This window comes from Nitrospira sp. (assembly GCA_029194535.1).
Taxonomy (GTDB): domain Bacteria; phylum Nitrospirota; class Nitrospiria; order Nitrospirales; family Nitrospiraceae; genus Nitrospira_C.
Map to the genome: position 1 here is coordinate 1,105,758 of JARFXR010000002.1, position 21,541 is coordinate 1,127,298.

General features: G+C 59.6%; 27 protein-coding genes and 1 tRNA gene. 19 read left to right on the forward strand and 9 right to left on the reverse strand.

The window, feature by feature from the left end:
• The first annotated feature begins 8 nt into the window (after positions 1 to 8).
• Together P0111_16710 and P0111_16715 are read left to right on the forward strand one after the other, a co-directional pair.
• On the forward strand, positions 9 to 1,145 hold the full coding sequence (locus P0111_16710; GenBank protein ID MDF0645674.1) for a DUF58 domain-containing protein: 1,137 nt from the start codon (positions 9 to 11) through the stop codon (positions 1,143 to 1,145).
• The gene (locus P0111_16715) at positions 1,135 to 3,318 is read left to right on the forward strand and encodes a DUF3488 and transglutaminase-like domain-containing protein (GenBank protein ID MDF0645675.1); all 2,184 of its coding nucleotides are present in this window, start codon (positions 1,135 to 1,137) and stop codon (positions 3,316 to 3,318) included. The genes P0111_16710 and P0111_16715 overlap by 11 nt, the downstream gene beginning before the upstream one ends.
• A 165-nt stretch (positions 3,319 to 3,483) precedes the next feature.
• On the opposite strand, the gene P0111_16720 is transcribed toward P0111_16715, so the two are convergent.
• Positions 3,484 to 3,558 (reverse strand) — tRNA-Gly (locus P0111_16720).
• 493 nt (positions 3,559 to 4,051) lie between these two features.
• Here P0111_16720 and P0111_16725 point away from each other — a divergent pair.
• From P0111_16725 to P0111_16735, 3 genes are all read left to right on the forward strand, one after another.
• Positions 4,052 to 4,381, forward strand: coding sequence for a hypothetical protein (locus P0111_16725; GenBank protein MDF0645676.1), 330 nt, complete (start codon positions 4,052 to 4,054; stop codon positions 4,379 to 4,381).
• A 92-nt stretch (positions 4,382 to 4,473) separates the two neighbouring features.
• The gene (locus tag P0111_16730; protein ID MDF0645677.1) at positions 4,474 to 4,845 is read left to right on the forward strand and encodes a hypothetical protein; all 372 of its coding nucleotides are present in this window, start codon (positions 4,474 to 4,476) and stop codon (positions 4,843 to 4,845) included.
• 51 nt (positions 4,846 to 4,896) lie between these two features.
• Positions 4,897 to 5,130, forward strand: coding sequence for a hypothetical protein (locus P0111_16735; protein ID MDF0645678.1), 234 nt, complete (start codon positions 4,897 to 4,899; stop codon positions 5,128 to 5,130).
• Positions 5,131 to 5,499: 369 nt separating this feature from the next.
• Here the strand turns inward: P0111_16735 and P0111_16740 are convergent, their stop codons facing one another.
• A complete protein-coding gene (locus P0111_16740; protein MDF0645679.1) occupies positions 5,500 to 5,790 on the reverse strand; it encodes a Trm112 family protein in 291 nt (96 codons plus the stop codon).
• A gap of 134 nt (positions 5,791 to 5,924) precedes the next feature.
• On the opposite strand from P0111_16740, the gene P0111_16745 reads away from it, so the two are divergent.
• From P0111_16745 to P0111_16795, 11 genes are all read left to right on the forward strand, one after another.
• On the forward strand, positions 5,925 to 6,539 hold the full coding sequence (locus P0111_16745) for a DUF502 domain-containing protein (protein ID MDF0645680.1): 615 nt from the start codon (positions 5,925 to 5,927) through the stop codon (positions 6,537 to 6,539).
• Entirely contained in the window at positions 6,536 to 7,051 is a 516-nt protein-coding gene (locus P0111_16750; GenBank protein ID MDF0645681.1) for a GNAT family N-acetyltransferase, read from the forward strand. The genes P0111_16745 and P0111_16750 overlap by 4 nt, the downstream gene beginning before the upstream one ends.
• 32 nt (positions 7,052 to 7,083) lie before the next feature.
• Positions 7,084 to 7,464: a hypothetical protein gene (locus P0111_16755; protein ID MDF0645682.1), complete on the forward strand. Its 381-nt coding sequence runs from the start codon at positions 7,084 to 7,086 to the stop codon at positions 7,462 to 7,464.
• Positions 7,465 to 7,473: 9 nt separating this feature from the next.
• Entirely contained in the window at positions 7,474 to 7,896 is a 423-nt protein-coding gene (locus tag P0111_16760; GenBank protein ID MDF0645683.1) for a hypothetical protein, read from the forward strand.
• Positions 7,897 to 7,964: 68 nt separating this feature from the next.
• On the forward strand, positions 7,965 to 8,786 hold the full coding sequence (locus P0111_16765; protein ID MDF0645684.1) for a TIGR00730 family Rossman fold protein: 822 nt from the start codon (positions 7,965 to 7,967) through the stop codon (positions 8,784 to 8,786).
• Positions 8,787 to 8,841: 55 nt separating this feature from the next.
• The gene (locus P0111_16770) at positions 8,842 to 10,065 is read left to right on the forward strand and encodes a P1 family peptidase (protein MDF0645685.1); all 1,224 of its coding nucleotides are present in this window, start codon (positions 8,842 to 8,844) and stop codon (positions 10,063 to 10,065) included.
• Between the two features lie 81 nt (positions 10,066 to 10,146).
• Positions 10,147 to 10,374, forward strand: coding sequence for a hypothetical protein (locus P0111_16775; protein ID MDF0645686.1), 228 nt, complete (start codon positions 10,147 to 10,149; stop codon positions 10,372 to 10,374).
• 28 nt (positions 10,375 to 10,402) lie between these two features.
• Entirely contained in the window at positions 10,403 to 11,620 is a 1,218-nt protein-coding gene (locus P0111_16780) for an FIST N-terminal domain-containing protein (GenBank protein ID MDF0645687.1), read from the forward strand.
• Between the two features lie 53 nt (positions 11,621 to 11,673).
• Positions 11,674 to 12,039, forward strand: a complete 366-nt coding sequence (locus P0111_16785) for an FKBP-type peptidyl-prolyl cis-trans isomerase (protein ID MDF0645688.1) — start codon at positions 11,674 to 11,676, stop codon at positions 12,037 to 12,039.
• 48 nt (positions 12,040 to 12,087) lie between these two features.
• Positions 12,088 to 13,197, forward strand: a complete 1,110-nt coding sequence (gene gcvT / locus P0111_16790; GenBank protein ID MDF0645689.1) for a glycine cleavage system aminomethyltransferase GcvT — start codon at positions 12,088 to 12,090, stop codon at positions 13,195 to 13,197.
• 3 nt (positions 13,198 to 13,200) lie between these two features.
• Positions 13,201 to 13,713 (forward strand): NUDIX hydrolase, encoded by a 513-nt coding sequence (locus P0111_16795; GenBank protein ID MDF0645690.1) that lies wholly within the window; start codon positions 13,201 to 13,203, stop codon positions 13,711 to 13,713.
• A 66-nt stretch (positions 13,714 to 13,779) separates the two neighbouring features.
• Here the strand turns inward: P0111_16795 and P0111_16800 are convergent, their stop codons facing one another.
• A complete protein-coding gene (locus P0111_16800) occupies positions 13,780 to 14,007 on the reverse strand; it encodes a hypothetical protein (GenBank protein MDF0645691.1) in 228 nt (75 codons plus the stop codon).
• 231 nt (positions 14,008 to 14,238) lie between these two features.
• Here P0111_16800 and P0111_16805 point away from each other — a divergent pair, with 231 nt between their 5' ends.
• The 3 genes from P0111_16805 to P0111_16815 all read left to right on the forward strand — a co-directional run bounded on the left by P0111_16805 (position 14,239) and on the right by P0111_16815 (position 16,503).
• Positions 14,239 to 14,766, forward strand: coding sequence for a mismatch-specific DNA-glycosylase (locus tag P0111_16805; protein MDF0645692.1), 528 nt, complete (start codon positions 14,239 to 14,241; stop codon positions 14,764 to 14,766).
• Between the two features lie 133 nt (positions 14,767 to 14,899).
• Positions 14,900 to 15,547, forward strand: coding sequence for a hypothetical protein (locus tag P0111_16810; protein MDF0645693.1), 648 nt, complete (start codon positions 14,900 to 14,902; stop codon positions 15,545 to 15,547).
• A 176-nt stretch (positions 15,548 to 15,723) separates the two neighbouring features.
• Entirely contained in the window at positions 15,724 to 16,503 is a 780-nt protein-coding gene (locus P0111_16815) for an enoyl-ACP reductase (GenBank protein MDF0645694.1), read from the forward strand.
• Positions 16,504 to 16,739: 236 nt separating this feature from the next.
• On the opposite strand, the gene P0111_16820 is transcribed toward P0111_16815, so the two are convergent.
• The 6 genes from P0111_16820 to P0111_16845 form a co-directional block, all read right to left on the reverse strand.
• Positions 16,740 to 17,108, reverse strand: coding sequence for a DUF5615 family PIN-like protein (locus tag P0111_16820; GenBank protein ID MDF0645695.1), 369 nt, complete (start codon positions 17,106 to 17,108; stop codon positions 16,740 to 16,742).
• Positions 17,087 to 17,335: a DUF433 domain-containing protein gene (locus P0111_16825; GenBank protein ID MDF0645696.1), complete on the reverse strand. Its 249-nt coding sequence runs from the start codon at positions 17,333 to 17,335 to the stop codon at positions 17,087 to 17,089. Before P0111_16825 ends, P0111_16820 begins: the two co-directional genes overlap by 22 nt.
• Before the next feature lie 509 nt (positions 17,336 to 17,844).
• Positions 17,845 to 18,255, reverse strand: a complete 411-nt coding sequence (arfB, locus tag P0111_16830; GenBank protein ID MDF0645697.1) for an alternative ribosome rescue aminoacyl-tRNA hydrolase ArfB — start codon at positions 18,253 to 18,255, stop codon at positions 17,845 to 17,847.
• Between the two features lie 206 nt (positions 18,256 to 18,461).
• The gene (locus tag P0111_16835) at positions 18,462 to 19,343 is read right to left on the reverse strand and encodes a restriction endonuclease (protein MDF0645698.1); all 882 of its coding nucleotides are present in this window, start codon (positions 19,341 to 19,343) and stop codon (positions 18,462 to 18,464) included.
• Positions 19,344 to 19,806: 463 nt separating this feature from the next.
• Positions 19,807 to 20,031 (reverse strand): hypothetical protein, encoded by a 225-nt coding sequence (locus tag P0111_16840; GenBank protein MDF0645699.1) that lies wholly within the window; start codon positions 20,029 to 20,031, stop codon positions 19,807 to 19,809.
• 130 nt (positions 20,032 to 20,161) lie between these two features.
• Positions 20,162 to 21,481, reverse strand: a complete 1,320-nt coding sequence (locus P0111_16845; protein ID MDF0645700.1) for an aminotransferase class V-fold PLP-dependent enzyme — start codon at positions 21,479 to 21,481, stop codon at positions 20,162 to 20,164.
• Positions 21,482 to 21,541: the final 60 nt, after the last annotated feature.

Genomic DNA, 21,541 nt, shown 5'->3' on the forward strand with positions numbered 1-21,541 from the left:
AGATCTTGATGACGCACGGCCTCCGACATGACTGGGATCTCCTCTGCGCGAGCCTTCGCCTATTCGCCACCCGCCGGTCGATCCGTCTGACTCCCGAGGGCATCCGCTTTCTCCTCTTCACCGTGGCCATCGGCGTCGCCGCCATCAATACGGGAAACAACCTGTTCTACCTGTTGCTGGCTCTGATGCTGAGCGTGATCATCATCTCCGGATTCCTCTCCGAACATTGCCTCCGGCGTCTCGCGTTTCACCGACATGCTCCGGAGCTCATCATGGCTCATGACCCCGCGACAGTGTCCCTCTCGGTGACGAACCGCAACAGATATCTGCCCAGTTTTTCACTGCGCCTGTTCGATGTCCTCGGCGGATCGGACGTCGATCGGGGGCTCTTCGTCCGACAGTTGCCCGCCCGGCACTCCGTCCTCTTGTCCTACCCTCTGCTGGCGACGAAGCGGGGACGCATTGTCCTGGAGCAGATCCGGGCCGAGACACTGTTCCCGTTCGGACTGTTCTTGAAACGCGCGCTCTATCCTGTGGCCACCGAGGTCCTGGTCGGACCGCCGGTTAAACCGCTGTCGGTCCGCTTTGTCGACGAGCTGGTCAGTGAAGGACAGGGCCGGTCCCTGCCCCGCCGGGGCCACGGGACGCAGCTCTATAACCTGCGTTTGTACCAACCGGGAGACGACTCCCGGGCGATTCACTGGATGACGACGGCGCGGACGGCGCAGCTGATCGTGCGCGAGACCGAAGCCGAGGACCAGCGACGTGTTACCATTATCCTGTCCTGCACGGCTCCCGACCATCTCGATGCCTTGTTCGAACGGAGCGTCACGCTCGTCGCCTCGCTGCTCTGGCAATTGACTCAGCGGAATTTTCCTCTTCGGCTCCTCATCGGGGAAGAGGATTCCGGCCCGGGAGTCGGCTCCGAGCATTTGTTGGCCATGATGCGGCTGCTGGCCTTGTGCCGGCGCCGTCCGACAGGGTCACAGGGCAACGGACCGGATGTGTCGGCACTTCTGGACGGCGATCCAGGCTATACGTTGGCCGTCGTCCCATGGATGGATCCGGACGGGGGCGGGACGACGGTCGCGGCTGATCGGATCGTCGAGGGAGCACAGCTCGAGGACTTGACCCATGCCTTTTGAGCAAGCCTTCAAATTAAGCTCGCTGCTGTTGGCGGCCGCCGCCTTCTCTGGAGTGATCCTGAGCCACGGCATCCCTGCCTGGGTCGCCCTCTTGACGGGATTCGCGTTGACCCTTGCGGTGCTCGATGCCGCAGGGATCGCGGTCGTTCCTCGGTCCTCTCGACATGCCGTGACCCCGGCCCGTTTACGGAGCCTGGCCTTGCTCTCGGCATTCGCGTTCTTCCTTGTCGATTTGATCGCGGTGTCTCGCGAACTCCTGACGGCGGGCATTCATTTCCTGGTCGTCCTGCTCATCATCAAACTGACCTCGCTGGAAGAACGCCGCGACTTCCGCCAACTATACGCGATCAGCCTTATGGCCATTCTGGCTTCCGCAGCCTCGACGACGGAGGCCTGGTTCATTCCCGTATTTGTTTTGTATCTCCTCACCGCGGTGTGGACGCTGCTGCTCTACCATCTGACGGGCGCGCATCCGGCCGGTACGACGGCAGCAACTCGCACCGGCGCGCCCGCCGCGCCGTCCCTGAGCATTAGCGGCCGCTTCTTCTGGTTGACAAACGGTATCGCCGTCGCCACGTTCAGCCTGACGCTCGTCATCTTCTTCCTGCTACCGCGCATCGGTGTCGGGATCCTTCAGAAGTCCCGCGGCGAGGGACTGAAAACCACGGGCTTCGCGGAACGGGTCGACCTGGGCATGATCGGATCAGTGAAGCAGGACCCTCAGGTGGTCATGCGGGTCGAACTTCCAGATCGCCCCGCCAGCGTACCGGACCGGTTGTATCTGCGAGGTGTGGCTTACGATCAATATGACGGGAGATCCTGGAGCGCCGGGAATATACGACGCCGTAATCTCGGCACCTTCGGCGACGGGACATTTGTCGTCCGTCCGTCCGGAGGGCGACATGCACAGGTTGCCTCCGTCTCCATCCAACAGGACATTTTGCTGGAAGCCCTGGACACCGCGGTGCTCTTCGCGGTCCCCTTTGCGGAGTACCTGAGCGGCGACCTTGCCGGCGTACAATCAGACGGGATGGGAGCGCTTTATCTGCCGTTTCCCGCCTCCTCCCGCGTCAGATATTCCGTCACATCGCGGGTGCACAACGTCGACGATCATGAGAGACATGCCGTGGTAATGGACTATCCTCGCCCCGTGGCGGAACGGTACCTGTCGCTTCCCGAACTTTCCGATGGAATTCTCAAACTGACGCAGCACATCGTACGGGATACCCCCGCGCCATTCGATCAAATCCTGGCGATCCAGCAGCACCTCCTCCATACCTATCGTTACAGCCTCGATCTCGAAACGACGACGTCGCTCCACCCCCTTGAAGATTTCCTTTTTATCCGCAAGTCCGGGTACTGCGAACACTACGCCACGGCGATGGTCGTCATGCTGCGATCCCTCGGCATCCCAGCGCGTCTGGTCACGGGATTTCTGGCCACGGAATGGAACCAGTTCGGCGGGTATTTCACCGTCCGGCAGCGTGATGCTCATGCCTGGGTGGAAGTCTATTTTCCTCAATCAGGCTGGACGACGTTCGACCCTACTCCACCGACGGGAGCGTCCCCCGCCCCATCAAGTTTGAGCGCGCTGTTTCGGGCCGGTGAGTCACTGCGGCTCTACTGGGATCGCCTCTTCATCCGATACAGCGTGAGGGACCAGTTTGCGATGATTCAGGGCCTCCGAGACAGCGGCGACACCGTTCGCGATCTGACCGGCCGATGGATCGCCGCGATGGATCTGACCGGGAACAGAGTTCTCACCGTCTTGGAGCGCTTACCGGCGCGGGCGTCGGAGAACGGCGTCGTCACGCTCATCGTCATGGGTCTGCTGGGTGTCGGCACCGTTGCCATCCTGCTGCGGAAGATGCTCCGCGTTCTCACTTCGCCGGAGCATCACACACAGCGGCAGCAGTCGAGGATCACCAAGATCTACAAACAGATGGTCCAGACGGTCGGGCAGGCTGGGTTCGCAAAGGCCCCCACCACGACACCGCTCGAATTCGCAAGATTGGTCGCGACCAGGTGGGCGAACGCCGCCGAAACGGTTTCGCAACTGACGGAACTCTATAGCCGTGGACGATTCAGTAAAATCCAACTCACGGCTGAGGAACTGGCGCATGCCGAACAGCAGCTGCGCGCGCTTCAGCGACTCCCCGGCAAACCTTCCTAGCCGTTGAGCGTTGTGATCCATGGTCGACCGCACCGAACGGACGGCACGATCAACGGGCCTCCCCTCAAGCACATGAGCCAGAGACAACACGGCGAGGCAACGCGGGAATGGACCACCGAGCGGTACTGAAATCCTTGTCGGTTGTGGCGGCCTGGCAGGAAAAATTGGAGCGGGAAAAGGGATTTGAACCCTCGACCCTCGCCTTGGCAAGGCGATGCTCTACCACTGAGCTATTCCCGCTCAAAACCAGAGTTGTTGAGAAGGAGTGGATTCTACTGAGGGCCGCATAGACTGTCAAGCAAGCCGGAACAGGGGTGGTGGGTCAATTTGCCATCAGCCGCCCTGACGTGTGCCATTCCCGCGGAAGCGGGAATCCAGTCAAGGCCTTCTCCTCAGCATCGAGTCTGGATCGAGCAGTGGATGCCCGCCGAAGCCTGCCCTCGACTGCGATCGGGGGCGGGCATGACGCAACAGGAAACTGACCCGCTACCGAAACACGCCCGGTATACCGGACGAGACAACGAGATCGGTCTAAGGGATCGGCTCCACCAAAGAAGCCTGAGGATGAACGGAGCAGCGGAGCGCCCGGGCGACCGGACCTGGATGCTCCGAGACACCGGTCTTTCGGCTCAGGCGCCTCTGCTGCTTCTGTGCACTTGACCGTCTCCGAGGGGTCCAGTAGAGTTGATCCGAGCAATTGAAGGCGGACGTTGATCCCTGAGGGGCCGAAAGCGTGACCTTCCGTCAGGAGCAGTCAATTCCATTTGCCGCTCAGGCCATTCCCTTCGATGAATTTTTGGCTGCAGGAAAATTGCCGGACGGATACCTTCCGACGGAATATCTGGCTCAACAATTCGTCGAACGGCTCGTCCATTACGTGCTCAGTGTCCCGGCCGGCAGCTACACGATGGCGCAACTGAGCCATCTCCTCGAGCAACTCGACCCCAGGGCGCAGGTATTTTTCTTCAAGCGCCTCAAAGAAACCAGTCCCGACAGCCTCAAAGACTTCGCGCCTCTCTATTACGGCTTCATGAACGAATTCCACTCGCTGCTGTTCACCTAAAAAAGTTCCCCGAAAATTTCCCTTGTTGCCGTCGAACTCTCGTGTATAATTGGGTGGTTAACTCGTTGCGTTTGAACCTCTAAAGGAGTGCTATGAATCCGACGTTACAGCGGGCTGTTACGAGCTTCTACAATCTGGTGTACGAAGCCCAGACCTTCGCCACTGCCATGGCCCGAATCGATACGGCCGAACAGGAGCATTACGCCGGGCGGATTGAGGGGCTCAACTGGGTACTGGATCGATGCCAAGAGCTGGAGGACATGGACGCCAACCTGACTCCCTCGTCGTTGCAGCGGGTGCTTACCGAGGTGAAATCAGATCTTGATCACGAATTGTCGGTCCAGCGTCGCGAGAAGGGACGCCGGGCGGATGGTCGAGAGGAAGCCCTGAATTTTGTTGCCGATTACCTCTCCAGCCTGATCACGGCCACAGAGATCGAATCAGCCAAGACCCCAGCGGTATAATCCTCGCGTCAGCCTTGCTTCATCTAGAGCACCCGGCGCGCCGAAAACGCCATGTTGCGCGAGTGGATCATCTTCGCTCTCTGTCTCGGAGTGGGCGGCCATATCGCACTCGGCGTGATGCTCCACGCCCCGGACCTCTGGCCCTGGAGTACGGCTGGGTTCTATGGCCTGCTCAGCGGGCTCTTGGTCTACGCGGTCGTCCAATGCGGGCGGCTTATCTGGAAGATGGCTCGTCGGGATTCCCAAGTTCGATCCAAGGAACGACCAGATCCCTTCTCGTGGTGACGGCCGTCAGCAGAGCCCTGAAGTTGACCCGCTCGGGACGACCGATTTACAATCCTGTTCATGTCTATACCACCCCGACGCCCCGGTCGTCCCGTCATCCCCGGAAGGTCGCTCCAGCCGAACCAACCGCTACGACCCGGGGCGTCTGAGCAACCCGAGCAGTTCCGATCCCTGAATGCGTCGCTGCTCTACTGCCCCCGTTGCCGTGTGGCCACACCGACACGCGAGCGACTGCTCCTGGTGTTGCCGACGGGGGATCTTTACGAGTATTTGTGCCAGCAGTGCGGAACGTCCACCGGATCGAAGACTGCATCGTAAGCCAGGTCGTGCAAGGGCCGTAAGGTTCGCCGTGGTGGAGAAGAACCGGATCTAGGCGAAGTCGTCGAGCGGGATCGCTTCTTCGATCAGCATGACGGGGATGTCTTCGCGAATCGGGTAGAGGAGCTTTCGGTCGGCCCGGACCAGCCCTCCATCCAGCGGTTCCGTCACAGGTTTCTTCCCCTTGTTCTTCACGGTTCCCCGACCCACCGCCTCGTTGATCCTGTCGATCAAGACTTGATCGGCCAAACTCACATCGAGCTTGGTTTCCGGACAGCAGAGAATCGACAACAGCTCTTTATCGAGGTGCGCGGAGCGTCGGTTCCCTCCATCTTCCGTCATACGTCACTCCTGCAACGGGTGCGGTCACGATCAATCGGTCGATAGAATAGGGTACTGCTCCCCTAAGTGCAAGTCTCATACATCGCTCCATTCCATAGACGTTTCTGTTACACTACGACGAACACGGAGACTTCATGAACACCTGGTGGCGGTATTCCCTCGCCGGCCTGTTGATCCTGGTGCCGGCTTGGATCACGTTCTTGATCCTTTCTGCCCTCATCTCGACCGTCAATCAGATAATCGGGGAGCTGATGCAAAATATCGGCCTTTCCGAGACACCGCTGATGGGCCTGGCGCTGTTCTGCCTCCTGGTGCTCTTGACCGGCGCCTTGGCCACGCGGATGTTGGGCCGACAGGTCTTGACCAGGGCGGAACGGTGGATTGAAAGCCTCCCGCTCATCCGCAGCATTTACCTGACGCTCAAGGGCATGACGGATCTCTTTCAGTTCCGCTCCCGATTTGGTCGCAGTACGGTCGTGGCCTTTCCGTTTCCCCGCGACGGCTTATGGGCGCTGGGTTTCGTGATGGGAGTGGCACCGGCTGCGGTTCAGGTGGACCCCGCGGTCACCCTGACGACGATCTTCGTTCCGACTGCCATTCACCCCTTCACCGGTTACCTGGCCTTTATCCCAGAGAACAAGTTGCATCACCTCAATCTCTTGCCGGAAGAAGCCATGAAGATGGAGTTCTCCGCGGGCTTTTACAAGCCGACGACCGGCTGGTTGAGCGTCCCGAGATCCTCGACATGACGCCCAGGCATGCATCGCACCAATTCATCATCAGGCGAGGGCGTGAGTCCGATGTCTCGTCCATCATCGGGTTCAGCGCCGCCCTGGCGCTCGAAACCGAAGGCCGCGAGCTGGATCCGGCCCGTCTCCGTCACGGCACGCAGGCGTTGCTTGGCTTACCGACCTACGGATTCTTCATGGTCGCCGAAATCTCCCATCCCGACCGACGCTTGGTCGGTCAATTGATGATCACCTACGAATGGAGCGACTGGCGGAACGGAGTGTTTTGGTGGATTCAGAGCGTCTATGTGGATCCAGCCTGGAGACGACAAGGCGTCTTCAGGCGGCTGCACGACACCGTCATGCGGGAAGCCACGTCTGACCCGGGCGTGTGCGGCATTCGACTGTATGTGGAAAAAGCCAATCACGCCGCCAAGCGCGTGTACGGCCGTGTGGGTTTGGCCTCGTCGGGATACGAGGTGTACGAAACGGACTTCACATGGCCGAAGCACAGTAATCTCCATCCACGGTAAGGATGGAGACGGCACGCTCACAAGGAGGTGGTATGACCGTGTTGCGGAACCTCGGTGTGCTCCTGCTTCTCGCCGTGAGCGCCTGCGCCTTCAACCGAGGGACGTTGGGCGACGACATCAAACCGGACGTCGTCAACAGCATCAAGAAATCCACCACCACAAAAACGGAAGTCCTCGCCCTGCTGGGCGCCCCGGATCGGATCCTTCAGGTCAACGGCCGCGACGTGTTTCAGTACTACCGCTACGATGCGAAAGCCGGCAGCTTGCTCCTCATCATCCTGAATTTTTCTCGCCTTTCCGTCAAGAGTGACGATTTGTTCATCCTGCTCAACCGCGAGGGTCTCGTCGAGGACGTGATCTCGTCCCGACGAACGGAGGCCTTGGAATTCCGTTTCTGGCCCTTCGGCGACTAGGCGATCACGATGCCGCGACCTCGGAGCCAACTCCTCGTGCTGCCGATCGTGGCGCTGGCGCTCGCCATGGGGGCCTGCAATGTCGTCCGCATCACGTTGAATACACCGATCACGCTGAACGACGTGACGTTCATCGAGCCGGGTCGCACCAACCTATCCGATGTGATCGCGAAACTCGGAGCTCCGGATTCCATGACGGACTCCGACAACGGCATCGTCGTGACCTATCGGTTTCTGGACGTGCGCTACTCACGAGTCAATTTCGGTTGGCTGGCCAAGCCCTGGTCGCCGGTCGATCCGGACCTGATTTTTTCCCGCCTCGGGTTGGGCGTGGATGCCTTCCAGGTGCTCTGCGACTCCAATTTGGTCGTCCAACACCGAAGTTTCCTTCGACACTTCGCCGGCCCGCAATTTACGCCGTATCCTTTCTAACACATCCTTCACACTTTCATAGCCTTCGCATTGCCGGTCCATGCAGGTCCAGCTATAATCCCCCGCGTATGGACCGTCTTCCAACGAGTTCCTCCTACATTCCTGCCGATCGCGATCTTGAATTTCTGCAGCGGGACGACCTGCGCGCCGTGCGCGTAGGCCTGGAATTACTGAAACCCGAATTGGTCCAGCGCGAGCATGGCATTCAGTCGACCATCGTAGTCTTCGGCAGCGCAAGGGTGTCGGATCCGGTCACCGCCGGTCAGGCGCTTCGCATGGCGGAGGAAGACTCCGCACGGTTTCCGGATGATCGGATCAGGCGCCGGCGGCTGGAGATCGCCCGACGCCAATTGACCCTCTCCAAGTATTACGATGTCGCGCGCGAATTCGGCCGCCTCGTCTCTTCGACCTGTCAGGTCAACGGCCGCTGCGACTATGTGATCATCACCGGGGGCGGGCCGGGCATCATGGAAGCAGCCAATCGCGGAGCCTCGGACGTCGGAGCCAAATCGATCGGGTTGAACATCACCCTGCCGCACGAACAATACCCGAATGCCTACATCACGCCGGACCTCAGTTTTCAGTTTCGCTACTTTGCCATGCGAAAGATGCATTTCCTCATCCGAGCCAAGGCGCTGGTTGCCTTGCCGGGGGGATTCGGCACGCTCGACGAACTCTTCGAAGCTCTGACGTTGCTCCAAACCGGGAAGACCCGGCACCTTATCATTGTGCTCATCGGACGCGACTTCTGGGATCGCCTGATCGACTGGTCATGGCTTGTCGATAACGGCTTGATCGCTTCAGAGGATCTTCACCTCTTTCAGTATGCCGAAACGGCTCAGGAGGCCTGGGATCTTATTGCGCGCGACAACGGAGTGACGGGTTCGTGAAAGGTCCGTTTTCAATCATGGCGCGGCACAAGGGAACGGGCCGCGGAATCCATCGATGATCCAAGAATTTCGCGTCTCCGTCGCTCTTGTCTGCCTCGCCCTGTCCGTTGCCGCCGCCGGTTGCGGCTCCGTCTTTGCCGCGGAATCTCAGGAACCCAGACACCGTGCCAGAGAAATCGGCATCGCGATCGGTTCTTATGAGCCGGGCCCGCTCAACGCCATCACGGACGTGAGCGGGGTCAAGGTCGGGCACCGGACGCTGATCACGGGCAGCGGCCCGTTGAAGCCGGGATTCGGGCCGGTACGCACCGGCGTCACCGTCATTATTCCGCGCGAAGACATCTGGCATCGGAAAGTACCGGCGGGCTTCTTCGTCCTGAACGGCACCGGAGAGACGACCGGCTTAGCCTGGATCGCCGAGTCCGGATTTCTGGAATACCCGATCGCCCTTACTAATACGCTGAACGTTCCGCGAGTCGCCGACGGCGTCATGAGTTGGATGATCCGGCACTATCCTGAAATCGGGATTACAGACGATACGCTCACCCCGGTCGTGGCGGAATGCGACGATGGCCGCCTGAACGACATCCAGGGCCGTCATGTCTCGGAAGCGGATGTAGCCCTGGCCCTGGACGGCGCCTCGACCGGTTCGGTGATGGAAGGAACCGTCGGAGCCGGGACCGGTATGATTTCCTATGGATTCAAAGGCGGGATCGGAACGTCTTCTCGACGGCTGACGGCGGAAGAGGGCGGTTACACCGTCGGGGTCTTGGTCAACGCCAACCACGGGCGGCGGCAGGAACTGATCGTCGATGGAGTGCCGGTCGGTCGATTCTATGACGTCGCCCAACCGACGTCGGAGGCGCCTCGCATACCGGTCGCGGAGGCCGCGACACCTGGAGCCGGAGAAGGCTCGATCATCACCGTCATCGCGACCGACGCACCACTGGACAGCCGCCAGTTGACGCGTCTGGCCAAGCGGGCCGCGCTCGGACTCGCCCGGACCGGTGCGACAGCCCGGCACGGCAGTGGAGATTTTATGCTGGCCTTCTCCTCCGCCGGAGTCATTCCCCATTACCCGAAGGAGCGCACCTACCAGCTGACTCACTTGGCGGATACGCATCTCAACCCGCTGATTACGGCAACGATTGAAGCCACGGAAGAAGCGGTTCTCAATGCGTTGACGACCGCCACTACGGTCGTCGGCCGTGACGATCGCCGAAGCGATGCGATTTCGCTCACCCGGCTGCGCGCGCTGCTGCAAGGACGCGCGCCGTAGCGTCGTGTCCGGTCGCCCTGACTTGCAATTTCCTCGTCGGCCTCGCTATTCTCACGCCGCGCCTTGCGTTCGGAGGTTCGGATGAACGAATATCAGATCGGCGGCGGGTTGCGCTTGCTGACTGCGGTGGAGAAAACCGGCGCCTTCGGTGAATTCCTCAAAACCCGCATGGTGCGTGCACTGGAAACCGAAGATCCGACTGAATTGCATTATCTTCTCGCCCAACTCGACGATTACTATCACTACATGTGGCGGTACTATAAGAAATTGGCCAAGGACCGCGCCGAGCGCATGAATCCCGGCGTATAGCCCCACCGCCGAGCGGTCGTGCATGATCATGAACTACGTAACACAGACCGGAGCTTCCACCGCCCTTCGCTTCGCCGTCGCCCTCTCCAGGAAAACGGATACCGAAGCGGCGTTGCGCGACCTGGCAGATGTGGTCCGAGATCACATCGGACAGGCTCCGGTCGATCTGGCGTTCGTCTTTTTCTCGCCGCACCATGCAGCCAACGCCGAGTTGATCGCTCCCATGATTCGCGAGGAATTGCGGGTTCACACCTGCCTCGGCTGTTCCGGTGAGGGCGTCATCGCCGGCGCCGAAGAGCTGGAGACGGCGGCGGCGTTGACCCTGTGGGTCGCGCGCTTGCCCCACGTCTCGGTCAAGCCCTTGCGTCTGTCGTTTTCACAGGCACAGGATCAGATTCAAATGCCGGGATGGCCGGAGCCGACAGCCGGTGAATCCACCTTCATTCTCCTGGCCGATCCCTTCACCACACCGCTGACCGACGTGCTCACCGTGCTGCACGAGCGGTACCCGGGAGGCAAGGCCGTCGGAGGTCTCGTCGGAGGCGGCCATGGACGAGGCGAGAACCGCCTGATCAGAAACGACGAACTGTTTGACGGCGGCCTCGTGGGAGTCCAGCTGTCCGGTCCCCTGTCGGTCCGAACGATCATCTCCCAAGGGTGTAGACCGATCGGCGATCGGTTCGTCGTGACCAAATCTGAGCAAAATCTGGTGTATGAACTCGGCGGCCGACCCGCCCTCACACGCCTTCAAGACGTGTTCGAATCATTGCAAGGTTCCCAGCGCCGCGATGCGCATCAGGCCCTTCACATCGGCATCGTCATCGACGAACATCGCGATCGATTCGAGCAGGGCGATTTCCTCGTTCGGAATCTTGTCGGGGCCGACCAACGGTCTGGCGCGATCGCCATTGGCGACACAGTTCAAGAAGGACAGACGGTGCAGTTCCACATACGAGACGCGAAGTCCGCCAGCGACGATCTTCATTTCCTCCTGGCCGCGGATCGACAGAAGCATCAGCGTCCTCCGCTCGGCAGCCTCTTGTTCAGCTGCTGCGGACGCGGGGAAGGCCTCTTCGGACGGCCGAATCATGACACCACTGTGGTGCAGGAACGTCTGGGCCAAATTCCTTTGGCGGGATTTTTCGCCCAGGGTGAGATCGGTCCAGTGGGTGGGCGGAATTTTCTGCACGGCTATACGGCCAGTCTGGCCCTCTTCGCGGAGCCCGAGTCATCCGAACGGGCGTGACGGGCCGACCGGAGCCGCCACACCGCTTATTTCACGACACAAAGGAGTCGACCATGGAGCATGCGACCCCCGACGGCAAGGAAGTGACCACGTCTTCAGGTCTGCAATATCTCGATGTCGTAACGGGAACCGGCGCCTCCGCGAAGGCGGGGCAAACCGCCGTCGTGCACTACACTGGCTGGTTGCAGAGCGGAACCAAGTTCGACAGTTCGGTGGACAGAGGTCAGCCGTTTTCCTTTCCCCTCGGCGCCGGGCGGGTCATCAAGGGATGGGACGAAGGGGTGCAGGGAATGAAAATCGGTGGCAAGCGTCGCCTGACCATTCCGTCCAACCTTGGATACGGCGCCAGAGGCGCGGGGGGCGTCATCCCTCCGCACGCGACGTTGATATTCGAAGTCGAACTCCTGGGATTGAACTGACACCACCGTGGACGATCTCGGACGCGGTCACTGATCCCTCCTTTCACCATGATGAACCGTACCCCGCTCTACGAGACGCATCGCGCAGCCGGCGCCAAGCTCGTCGATTTCGCCGGGTGGGACATGCCGATCCAGTACGGCAGCGTCGTCGAGGAGTATCAGACCGTACGGGCCAACGCCGGGCTCTTCGACGTCAGCCATATGGGACGCCTCTACCTCTCCGGAAGCGGCAGCGGCCCGTTCTTGCAACGGTTGACCACCAACGACGTGGCCAAACTCGCAGTCGGACAGGCGCACTATTCGATGATGTGCCGTGAGGACGGCGGCATCCTCGACGACGTCTTCGTGTATCGGTCCGGTGAGACCGATTTCCTGCTCTGCGTCAACGCCTCGAATCGGGAGAAGATTGTGGAGTGGACCACGCAACATCATCGCGCCACGGATCAGTGCGCCATCGAGGACCGCACGTCCACCGTCGCGCAGATCGCCGTCCAAGGCCCCTCGTCACGCACGGTGCTTGCGCGCTTGTCCACGAAAGACCTCGGCGCCCTCAAACTCCATTGTTCTCATGAAGACCGTATCGCAGGAATCCCTTGTTTCGTCGCAAGGACCGGTTACACCGGAGAATTGGGATTCGAGCTGAATATGCCATCCGAGCGCGCAACGGAGCTCTGGCACAGTCTGCTGGAAGCTGGCGAGGATCAGGGAATGAAACCGGCGGGGCTCGGAGCCAGAGACTTGCTGCGATTGGAGATGGGCTATCTGCTCTATGGCAACGACATCAATGAACAGACATCTCCGCTCGAAGCCGGCGCCGAGTGGACCGTCAGTTTTCAGAAAGGCCCGTTCCTTGGACGAGACGCGTTGCTCGCCCAAAGGAATTCCGGAGTGAAACGGCGATTCGTCGCGTTCGAACTCACCGAAAAAGGCGTACCCAGGCACGGCTTTCCCATCCTCGACCTCTCCTCGTCGCTAACCATCGGGGAGGTCACCAGCGGCAACCTCTCACCCCTCCTGCAGAAGGGCATCGGGCTCGGCTATGTACCTGTTTCCCATTCGACTCTCGGTACCGGCATCGCCATCGACATTCGCGGCAAGGTGTTGCCAGCCAGTGTCGTGAAAGCGCCATTTTACAAACGAACCATGCCGCAGGGATGATCAGTGATCAAGTCGATCTATAAAGGTCGGGTCATCACGCTGAACATCGACCGGGTTCGCTTACCGAACGATACCACCGTGGACTTGGAGATCGTTCGACATCCCGGTGCGTCCGCCATGGTGCCGATCAAAGAGGACGGCACGATCATACTGGTCCGCCAGTTCCGCCATGCAGCGGGTGGGTTCATTTACGAGATTCCCGCGGGCAAACTCCATCCCGGTGAAGATCCAAAACTCTGTGCGGCACGTGAGCTGGAGGAAGAAATCGGTTACCGCGCGGAATACTTCACCTTGCTTTCGAGCATCCTGACCGCGCCTGGCTTCACAGACGAAGTCATCCACATCTACAAAGCCACCGGTCTGACCAAGACCCAGCAGCAGTTGGACACAGACGAGGTGTTGGAAGTGGTGGAGCTGTCCCTACGGGAGGTGATGGCGATGATTCAGGACGGCAGGATTCGAGATGCCAAAACGATGATCGGCTGTCAGCTCGTGTTCTTAAGCGGCTCCCGCTAGAAACGCCAAGGAGCCTTCCGCATCTGCGGAAGGCTCCTCAAGCCAGCTTGCCTCGCCAGAAACCGATCAGTGGGGCTTCTTGTCTTCCTTCTTCTCTTCCTTCTTGTCGCCGAAGGTGTCCATGTGGCCACCCTTCTTCTCGTCCTTCTTATCCTTCTTCTCTTCACCGTACACGAGGACGTGGCCACCCTTCTTCTCGTCCTTCTTATCCTTCTTTTCGTCGCCCGCGAAAGACGGTGCGCTGAAGGAGATCGCCACCGCCACAGCCATGACTGCCATCAACATGCGCTTCATAGGTCCTCACCTCCGCTAAGGTTGATTAATTGATGTGCCGCACAATCGGCACGCTCTGGGTGATCAGCAAGCTTGGTGCCGAGTAGGCCTTGATACCATATCACTGAGATTTCATTCGGTTAGATGAATCCTCCCCCTTCGCTTTTGAGGGCATTTCCTTCGTCGCCCTGTGGCAGAATAGCGGAAATCTGCTAAACCGCCTCAGCGACTCTATTATCCATAGGAGTTTCCTTGCCTCGAACCAGACTCATCCTTCCAGATTATATTCGCCCGGGGCTGCGCATCTTGTTCGTGGGGATTAACCCCGGTCTGAGGTCCGCCACCATCGGCCACCACTTCGCAGGCTATTCAAACAGGTTTTGGAAACTCCTCTTCGACGCGCGACTGGTCGGAGAGCCACTGGGGCCTGAGCAGGATTTTCGCTTACTTGAGTGGGACCTAGGCTTGACCAACGTCGTAGCCCGCGCTACCGCAGGCATCGATTCGCTGACGACCCGGGACTATGCGCTCGGCACCGCACGGTTGGTTCGGCTTGTCCGTCGCCACAGCCCAAGGGTTGTCGCGATCCTCGGTATCACTCCCTACCGGCAGATCTTTCTTCTTCCCACCGGGCAGCCGGTCGGCCTGGGGCGACAGACAACAACCCTGGGCGATGCCTCCGTCTTTGTGCTGCCGAATCCCAGCGGCAGAAACGCGCACTATCCCTATCGGACAATGCTCAGGACATTCCGCGCGCTACGTCGTGTGGCGAGCAGGTAGTCCGTCGCTTGTGAGCAAATCTGGGACGACTTTTCTCCATCCCTCATCCCTTCATCTTGGCCGGTCAATTTCCCTTGGCACCACTTGCCGCCTTCCTGTATAGTCACCGTTCGCTTCTTCCGCTGAGTGACTCATGATCGTTCGATACCTGCTGATTTTTCTGGTCCTTGGTCCATGGTCCGTTACCCCCCTGCATGCACAGGAGCAACCCACATTGCATACGGTCATCAATGAATCGATGGACGAATGCCACCTGGGTCGACTGGCGCAGGAGCGGGGCTCGCGCCTGGCTCATTTCGAAAAGGGTCAGCGCTTAGGAGAGCAGGCCGTCTCCCTCGACGACAGGTCCCCTGACGCCCATTTTGCCCTTTTTTGCAATCTCGGGGAATTGATGCGCCTCGACGGAGAAATGAGCCTTGGCTCCGTAATGGGTTTTCGCCGCATGATGAGAGAATTGGATCGCACGCTCGAACTTGCGCCCGATCATCTGGACGCCCTCTCCGCGAGAGGCACCTTCCTCGTCAGACTCCCGGTCATGCTGGGCGGCAATCCCGACAGGGGGGAACAGCTGCTTCGCCGCGTGATCGCCAGTGAACCGCAAGCGGTCAATGCCCGCTTGAGCCTGGCGAAAAGTTACTGTGCGCGAGGCCGTCATAACGAGGCGGTCCTCCTTGCGTCGGAAGCCCTCACCCTTGCCGAAGCGCAGCATCGCGCTGATTTTATTCCAGAAGCGAAGCGTGTCGTCGCCCAACTCCACGCCGCGGCCAATAGAAACAACTGACGATCCCGCCTCCCGTAGCCTGGAAGAACTCCTCTCAATCATGCTATGTTCCCGACCGGCAGACTCAGTATCCCGTCGCTCGTGAAGCGTCCTTCGCATCTCGCTCGTTGCTCTCGCTTCACGCCTCACGGGATACGTTTCACCTGTTTGGGCACAGAACCAGGGGAGTAGTCCTCATGCTATTAGAGGGGAAAAAAGGATTGGTCGTCGGCGTCGCCAACAAGCACAGCATCGCCTGGGCGATCGCCCAGTCAGCCGCAGGCCAGGGGGCTCGGCTCATGTTCAACTATCAAAATGAGCGTCTCAAAGAGAACGTCGAGGAATTGGCCGCCACCATGCCGGGCGCTAAAGCCTTTCCCTGCGATGTCGGCGACGATGCGCAGATCTCCGCTCTGATGCAGCAAGTGCAAAAAGAGGTCGGCACCCTCGATTTCCTTGTCCACTCGGTCGCCTTTGCTCCCCGGGAGGAACTGACCGGTCAGTTCGTCAACACCACGCGACAAGGGTTCGCCACCGCTCTGGATGTCAGCGCCTACTCCCTCGTGGCCGTAACGAGAGCGGCGTTGCCGCTGATGACCAACGGCGGCTCGATCGTCACGCTCACCTATCTCGGCGCCGAACGGGTGGTCCAGCATTACAACGTGATGGGCGTCGCCAAGGCCGCGCTGGAATCGACCGTTCGCTACCTCGCGCACGACCTGGGTCCCAAGAACGTACGGGTCAACGCCGTCTCCGCCGGACCAATCAAGACGCTTGCCGCTCGCGGCGTATCCGGCATCAGCAAGATGGTCGATCATCACAAGGAGTTTGCTCCGCTCCGCCACGCCACCGAGCAGGGAGAAGTGGGCGACACCGCGCTCTTTCTCATCAGCCCGCTCAGCCGGGGTATTACCGGAGAGGTGATCTACGTGGACGGCGGCTATCATATCCTGGGGTCGCTGGTCTCAATGGAGTAGCTTGGCCCCCTCGGCGGATGCCTCGCTTCTTCGACAAGTCGCGCCGCAGGGCGCCTGCGCCTGAGGCGTAAGCAGCACTCAATCGATCGTTCGCCCGAGCGCTTTCAGTCGCCCTCGTTTCGTCTTGCTCTCCAACCGCCGCTGTGTTGAAGTCCTGGTGGGTTTCGTCGGTTTTCGTTTCTTGCTCGAAATGGTTCTGAAAAAGGTGCCCGTACATCGCGGCAGAACTCTTGCGTTTACCGAACCAGGGGAAGAATGCGTGACCGGAGCCGTGCCTCATCGACCGTGATAAGAGCTCCTTGCTGGAGGATTACCTCATGTTGCCGAAGAGCCCGAACAATCAGATCAGCCAGATGTTCAGGGCTTACATCCTGCGCCCGCATTTGAATAACGCTTGGAGCTGCTGCCTGCGAAATCGCAAGGATGGCGCCAAAATCCAAATCGTTGGTGAACACCACATACTCATTCTCCCGTGCCCACCCCATAATCACAGAATCTGAAGCCCTCCCGTCGCCGACAGACGAGCAGTGGATTGCCGAAAAGCCGTGGCGTTCAAGAGCTGACACCCATGAGGGCGACAGATTCATATCAACGAGAATTTCCACGTGGACGCCAGAGGAATCTCAATCTCCTCAGCACGCCAGGCCGCGTAGGAAAGAGCCGCTGAAATGTCAGGCTCTTCCAGGTATGGGTACAGCTTGAGAATCTCTTCGTTCGATCGGCCGGCCGCGACCAAACCAACGATGGTCCCAACTGTCACCCGCAGCCCCCGAATACAAGGTTTACCACCCATAACTTGGGGGTTGGTCGTAATCCGTGTAGCCTTGTTCATATGAACACCGCCGTCACGAACATGGATTATCGCTCCCGCTCTTGTGGAGGGCTAACTTTACGAGTGTGCTGCAGATTACCGATGTTGCATTGCAAGGCAGTCTCAGCGAGGTGACGCGAGCAAGTCAAGTGCAAACCCATCGGCTTAGCAATCACTGTGTCCGGCGTCCCCCACCTACAGAGGAGGCGGCAGCCGATGTTACGATCCGCCCGCAAGATATCGGCCGACGAGTCATGGCAGCGGTGGCTGTCAATGCGTCGTAGGGCTGGAACACCAGCACGCTCCAAGTGCTTCAGCTCGACCGCTCAGCGGCTCGTCGAGACTCAGTTGCGGAACTCGTTCCGTTCCGAGCTTCGCTGAACGGAACATCGAACAGTCCTCACTGTCGCTTCGCGACCGTCTCTCCTTGCCGGTGCGGGACCCGAGCTTTCGCACAAGTCGCGTGCTCGGCATTCCAGCCCTGCCAAGCCCAGCAAGGCCCAGATCGACATCACCCACGCAAGTCGTGTCTACTCCAGCGTTCGCCTCAGAGCTTTCAATCGTCCACGTTTGGCCTTGTTATCCAGCCGCCGCTGCTTTGAAGTCCTGGTGGGTTTTGTCGGTCTTCGCTTCTTGCGTGGCACTGCCACGCTTTGAATGAGGGCTCGCAGGCGACCCAACGCCTCTTCGCGATTCTGCTCCTGGCTGCGATGCTCCTGCGCCTTAATCGTGATCACGCCGTCGTCTGAAATACGGTGATCCTTCAGCTTGAGCAGTTCCTGCTTATAGAACGGCGGCAACGAAGACGCGCCGATATCGAAGCGCAGATGAATAGCCGACGATACTTTGTTGACGTGCTGCCCCCCGGCCCCCTGCGACCGCACCGCATGGATCTCGATTTCAGAGTCGGGGATGATGACATGGGAGGAGATGTGAAGCATGGAGCTATGTAACGCCTTTTAACCTATTAACCTCTGACGATTCTCAGACAGGTACCGAGTCAACCTCTGCGGCGAAAGCATGATAGGCTTCCCCGTCAGCGAAGAAATCAACCGCCACAGTCATGGCTGCTCTGTAGTGGCTAACGCGCCGCTTCAGCTGCGGGTGGCTCACAATGGTACCAGCCGCCGTCGGCTGCGGTCGGAAGTTAGACCACATCCTTGGCGAACTGGCTGAAGAACGATTCGTCGAGTTCGTAGGTCCGCTTCGGCTTCAGGCCGAGCTGAAGTTCCTCAAGCATTCCAGCCAACTTCTCGCCATCAACCAACTCGATTGGAGGGGCACCGTCTCGAACGGCCTCTTTGCGCGCTTCCGACGTGAACGAGCCGGTTGTGATGATGATGCCCTTATCGGCACGGCCCGTCATCGCGCCACGGAAGTCTCGCACTTGGCTCGGGGAAACAGAACCCGTGTACTTCTTGCACTGGAACAGGACCTTGAAGCTTACGAGCGGGTTGACCTGGAGAATACCGATGCCGTCGATGCCGCCATCCCCTGAACGTCCCGTGATGGTCACTTCCTGGAACCCCGATTCTCTGAGGAGGCGTTGACAGAATCGCTCAAAGCCCGATGCCGGAAGATCCTGCAGTGTTCGAGCCAGCTCCTCGCGATAGTTTCCGACGATTGGTACGGTGCCAGTTACACTGGGTGCTGCATCAATATCGTCGACGGCTGCACCCCTTGTCCGTGCATTGACCTCTTGAACAATTGAGATGATGTCGGTGTCGCTTACGTCACCAAGCTGCCGGCCCTTGTCGGTGAGGGTCCAAACACCCCGCTGCGATGAATCGATGTATCCGGCCTTGGCAAGATAGAACCTAGCCCAATGGACCTGATTCTCGAATCGAGTTTGAACCCCGGAGGGCAGTGGTTCCGACTGCTCCGCTTCCGAAATGCTCAGGCGACGAGCAATGACAGCCCGAACCTCGTCTGGCCGTCCTGATCCGCCCAATTCCCGGACTGCGGCAATCACAGGCCCGAGGTAGCGGGCGAACCGCGAGGCCACCTTCTTGCTCTCCTTCGGAGGCATGTCTCCCTTCGGTCGGTCTAACTATCAAATGTGCTGCAGGCTACCGTGCGGCATAGCACTGCTGCCTAAGTAGTCCAAGAGGAAGCAACACTACCTGAACATCCAACACTTGTTCAATATTGGTCCTGTTCAGCCGGTCGGGATAGATGGCGAACGTGCAGTCTACCCGCCTATCAGCTCACAGCATATCCGGATTCTTAGCCAACCATCGGCTGGGCCGCTTCCCTGCCGACGTTGCCGCAGGAACCGGGACTCACCGAGACTCTTCCGGGAAGGAAGGCTGGAACTGACCAAGGCACCGCGATCCGTGATCGCGGCCGCGGGAATTCCAGAAGGTCGGCGCCGAAATCTACGGCGGCGAGAATTCCACCCGGAAGAGTCCGGGAGGGTGGTTCCGGGAGGCAGGAAGGCAGGGAAGCAGCCCAGCCCTGTCATTCAGAAATTCGTCAGGAGCTGCTAAGGATTATTGCAACTCCGGCAGGCGATCAATAATACGGAGCCTGACCTCGTCACCCACCTGCATCTGCACCATCTTCGTGGTGAGACTCGTCTTCACTCGCTGAGCATCCTCCAGCTTGAACTGGACTTGCCCGCCGCATTGTTCAACGAGATGAAACAACAGCAGGGTCGTCAATCGCTGGAGCTCGTCGTCAGACGTATGCTCGCTCAGGTTCAAGATTTGAGACATGTAAACGCCTCGTTTCAGGAAGCCAAAATGATAGTTGCTTATCGCTGAAATGCACGCCGTTTCACAATGCCCCGAAAGGAGGGGAGCAGCCCCCATTGCGCAAGACGGTGGCGTCCAAAGACGTATCACCCTACCCGCGAAGTCGGTGTATTTCTTGGAGCACCGTATCGATTTCGCCCGGATCATTCAGGAGCCCTGGAGCGAGTCGTACGTACTGCGTGGCGTAGGGCGTCACACTGCCGATGATTCCCTTTTCACGCAACTTCTTGACCGCCTGCTGCGGCGGCAAGCCCGCCACCTCGAAGCAGACGATCCCGGCCGACAGCTCCTGTGACAGCGGCGTGTGAAGCGTGATGTGAGACATCTCCGCAAGCCCGTGCTTGAGTTGCTGGTTCAGCTCGTAGATCCGCTGCGTCACGCGCGATTTGCCAAGCGCCTGATGAAACTTGAAGGCTTCGTCCAGCGCCCACCGGTGCTCAAACGAATGAAAGCCGCCCGGCGTCATGTAGACGGATTGTGGCAACGCTCTCCGCGGTATCACGTTCATCCACATGTCGTACGCCTCCGTGTTGAACGTGGGAATGATGGCTTGAGCAGCGGGCCAGGCCTCCTGCCTTCCCCATACCAATCCCGTACCACGCGGACCGAACATCCACTTATGCGTCCCTGCGACGAAAAAATCACACCCCACCTCGGTGGGTCGCATATCCTCAACGCCCAATGCATGCACGCCGTCGACACAGAAGATGATCCGATCTTCTTTGGCCCGCGAGGCATTCAATGCCGCCAACGCCCTGGCCATCTCCGCGATCGGCAGTTTGAGGCCCGTACTGGAATGCACCCAGGTGACCGCCACGATTCTGGTGCGGGGACGGACATGCCGGACAAGAACCTCGACCAGGCTGTCTCGCGAGACGGCCCGCAGATCCTGATAGAGCGGAATCCGGCGCACGCCGGCTCCGGTACGCGCCGCCCGCTGATTCAAAGAGGTTTCGGTGGAATAATGGTCGTGCGTGGTCGTTAAAATCTCCTGCCCTTCGCCAAGCGAGAGCCCCCCATACAACAGACCGAGCCCCATTGTCGTACTGTCGGTCAGGGCGATTTCGCTCGGGTCTACGCCCAGGTACCCAGCCGCCGCCTGAAGCACCGCCGCCTCCTGCTTCGCCTCATGTTCGAACCAATATCCGATCGGATCCAAATCGAGCCCTTGACGATGGCGTTCGATCGCCTGCCTCACCGGTAGCGGATGAGAGGCAAGGAAAAATCCCGCAAGATGGATGAGCCCGGGAGCAAGCGGGAACTGTGCTCGCACGCTCCGCCAGTCCGACCCGCCTGAGACGGGCGACGGCTCTGTTTCCGGCATGGCCAGCGCCGCATGGCGGGCAAGGGCGGCGGAGCCGAGGGCCAGGCCGGTTCGGATCAAGAAGCGTCGACGATCGATCATGGCCATGAGAGCCTCCCTTGAGCAGGAAGATCCAATATCCCACACTACCGCGACGACCGGAGACCG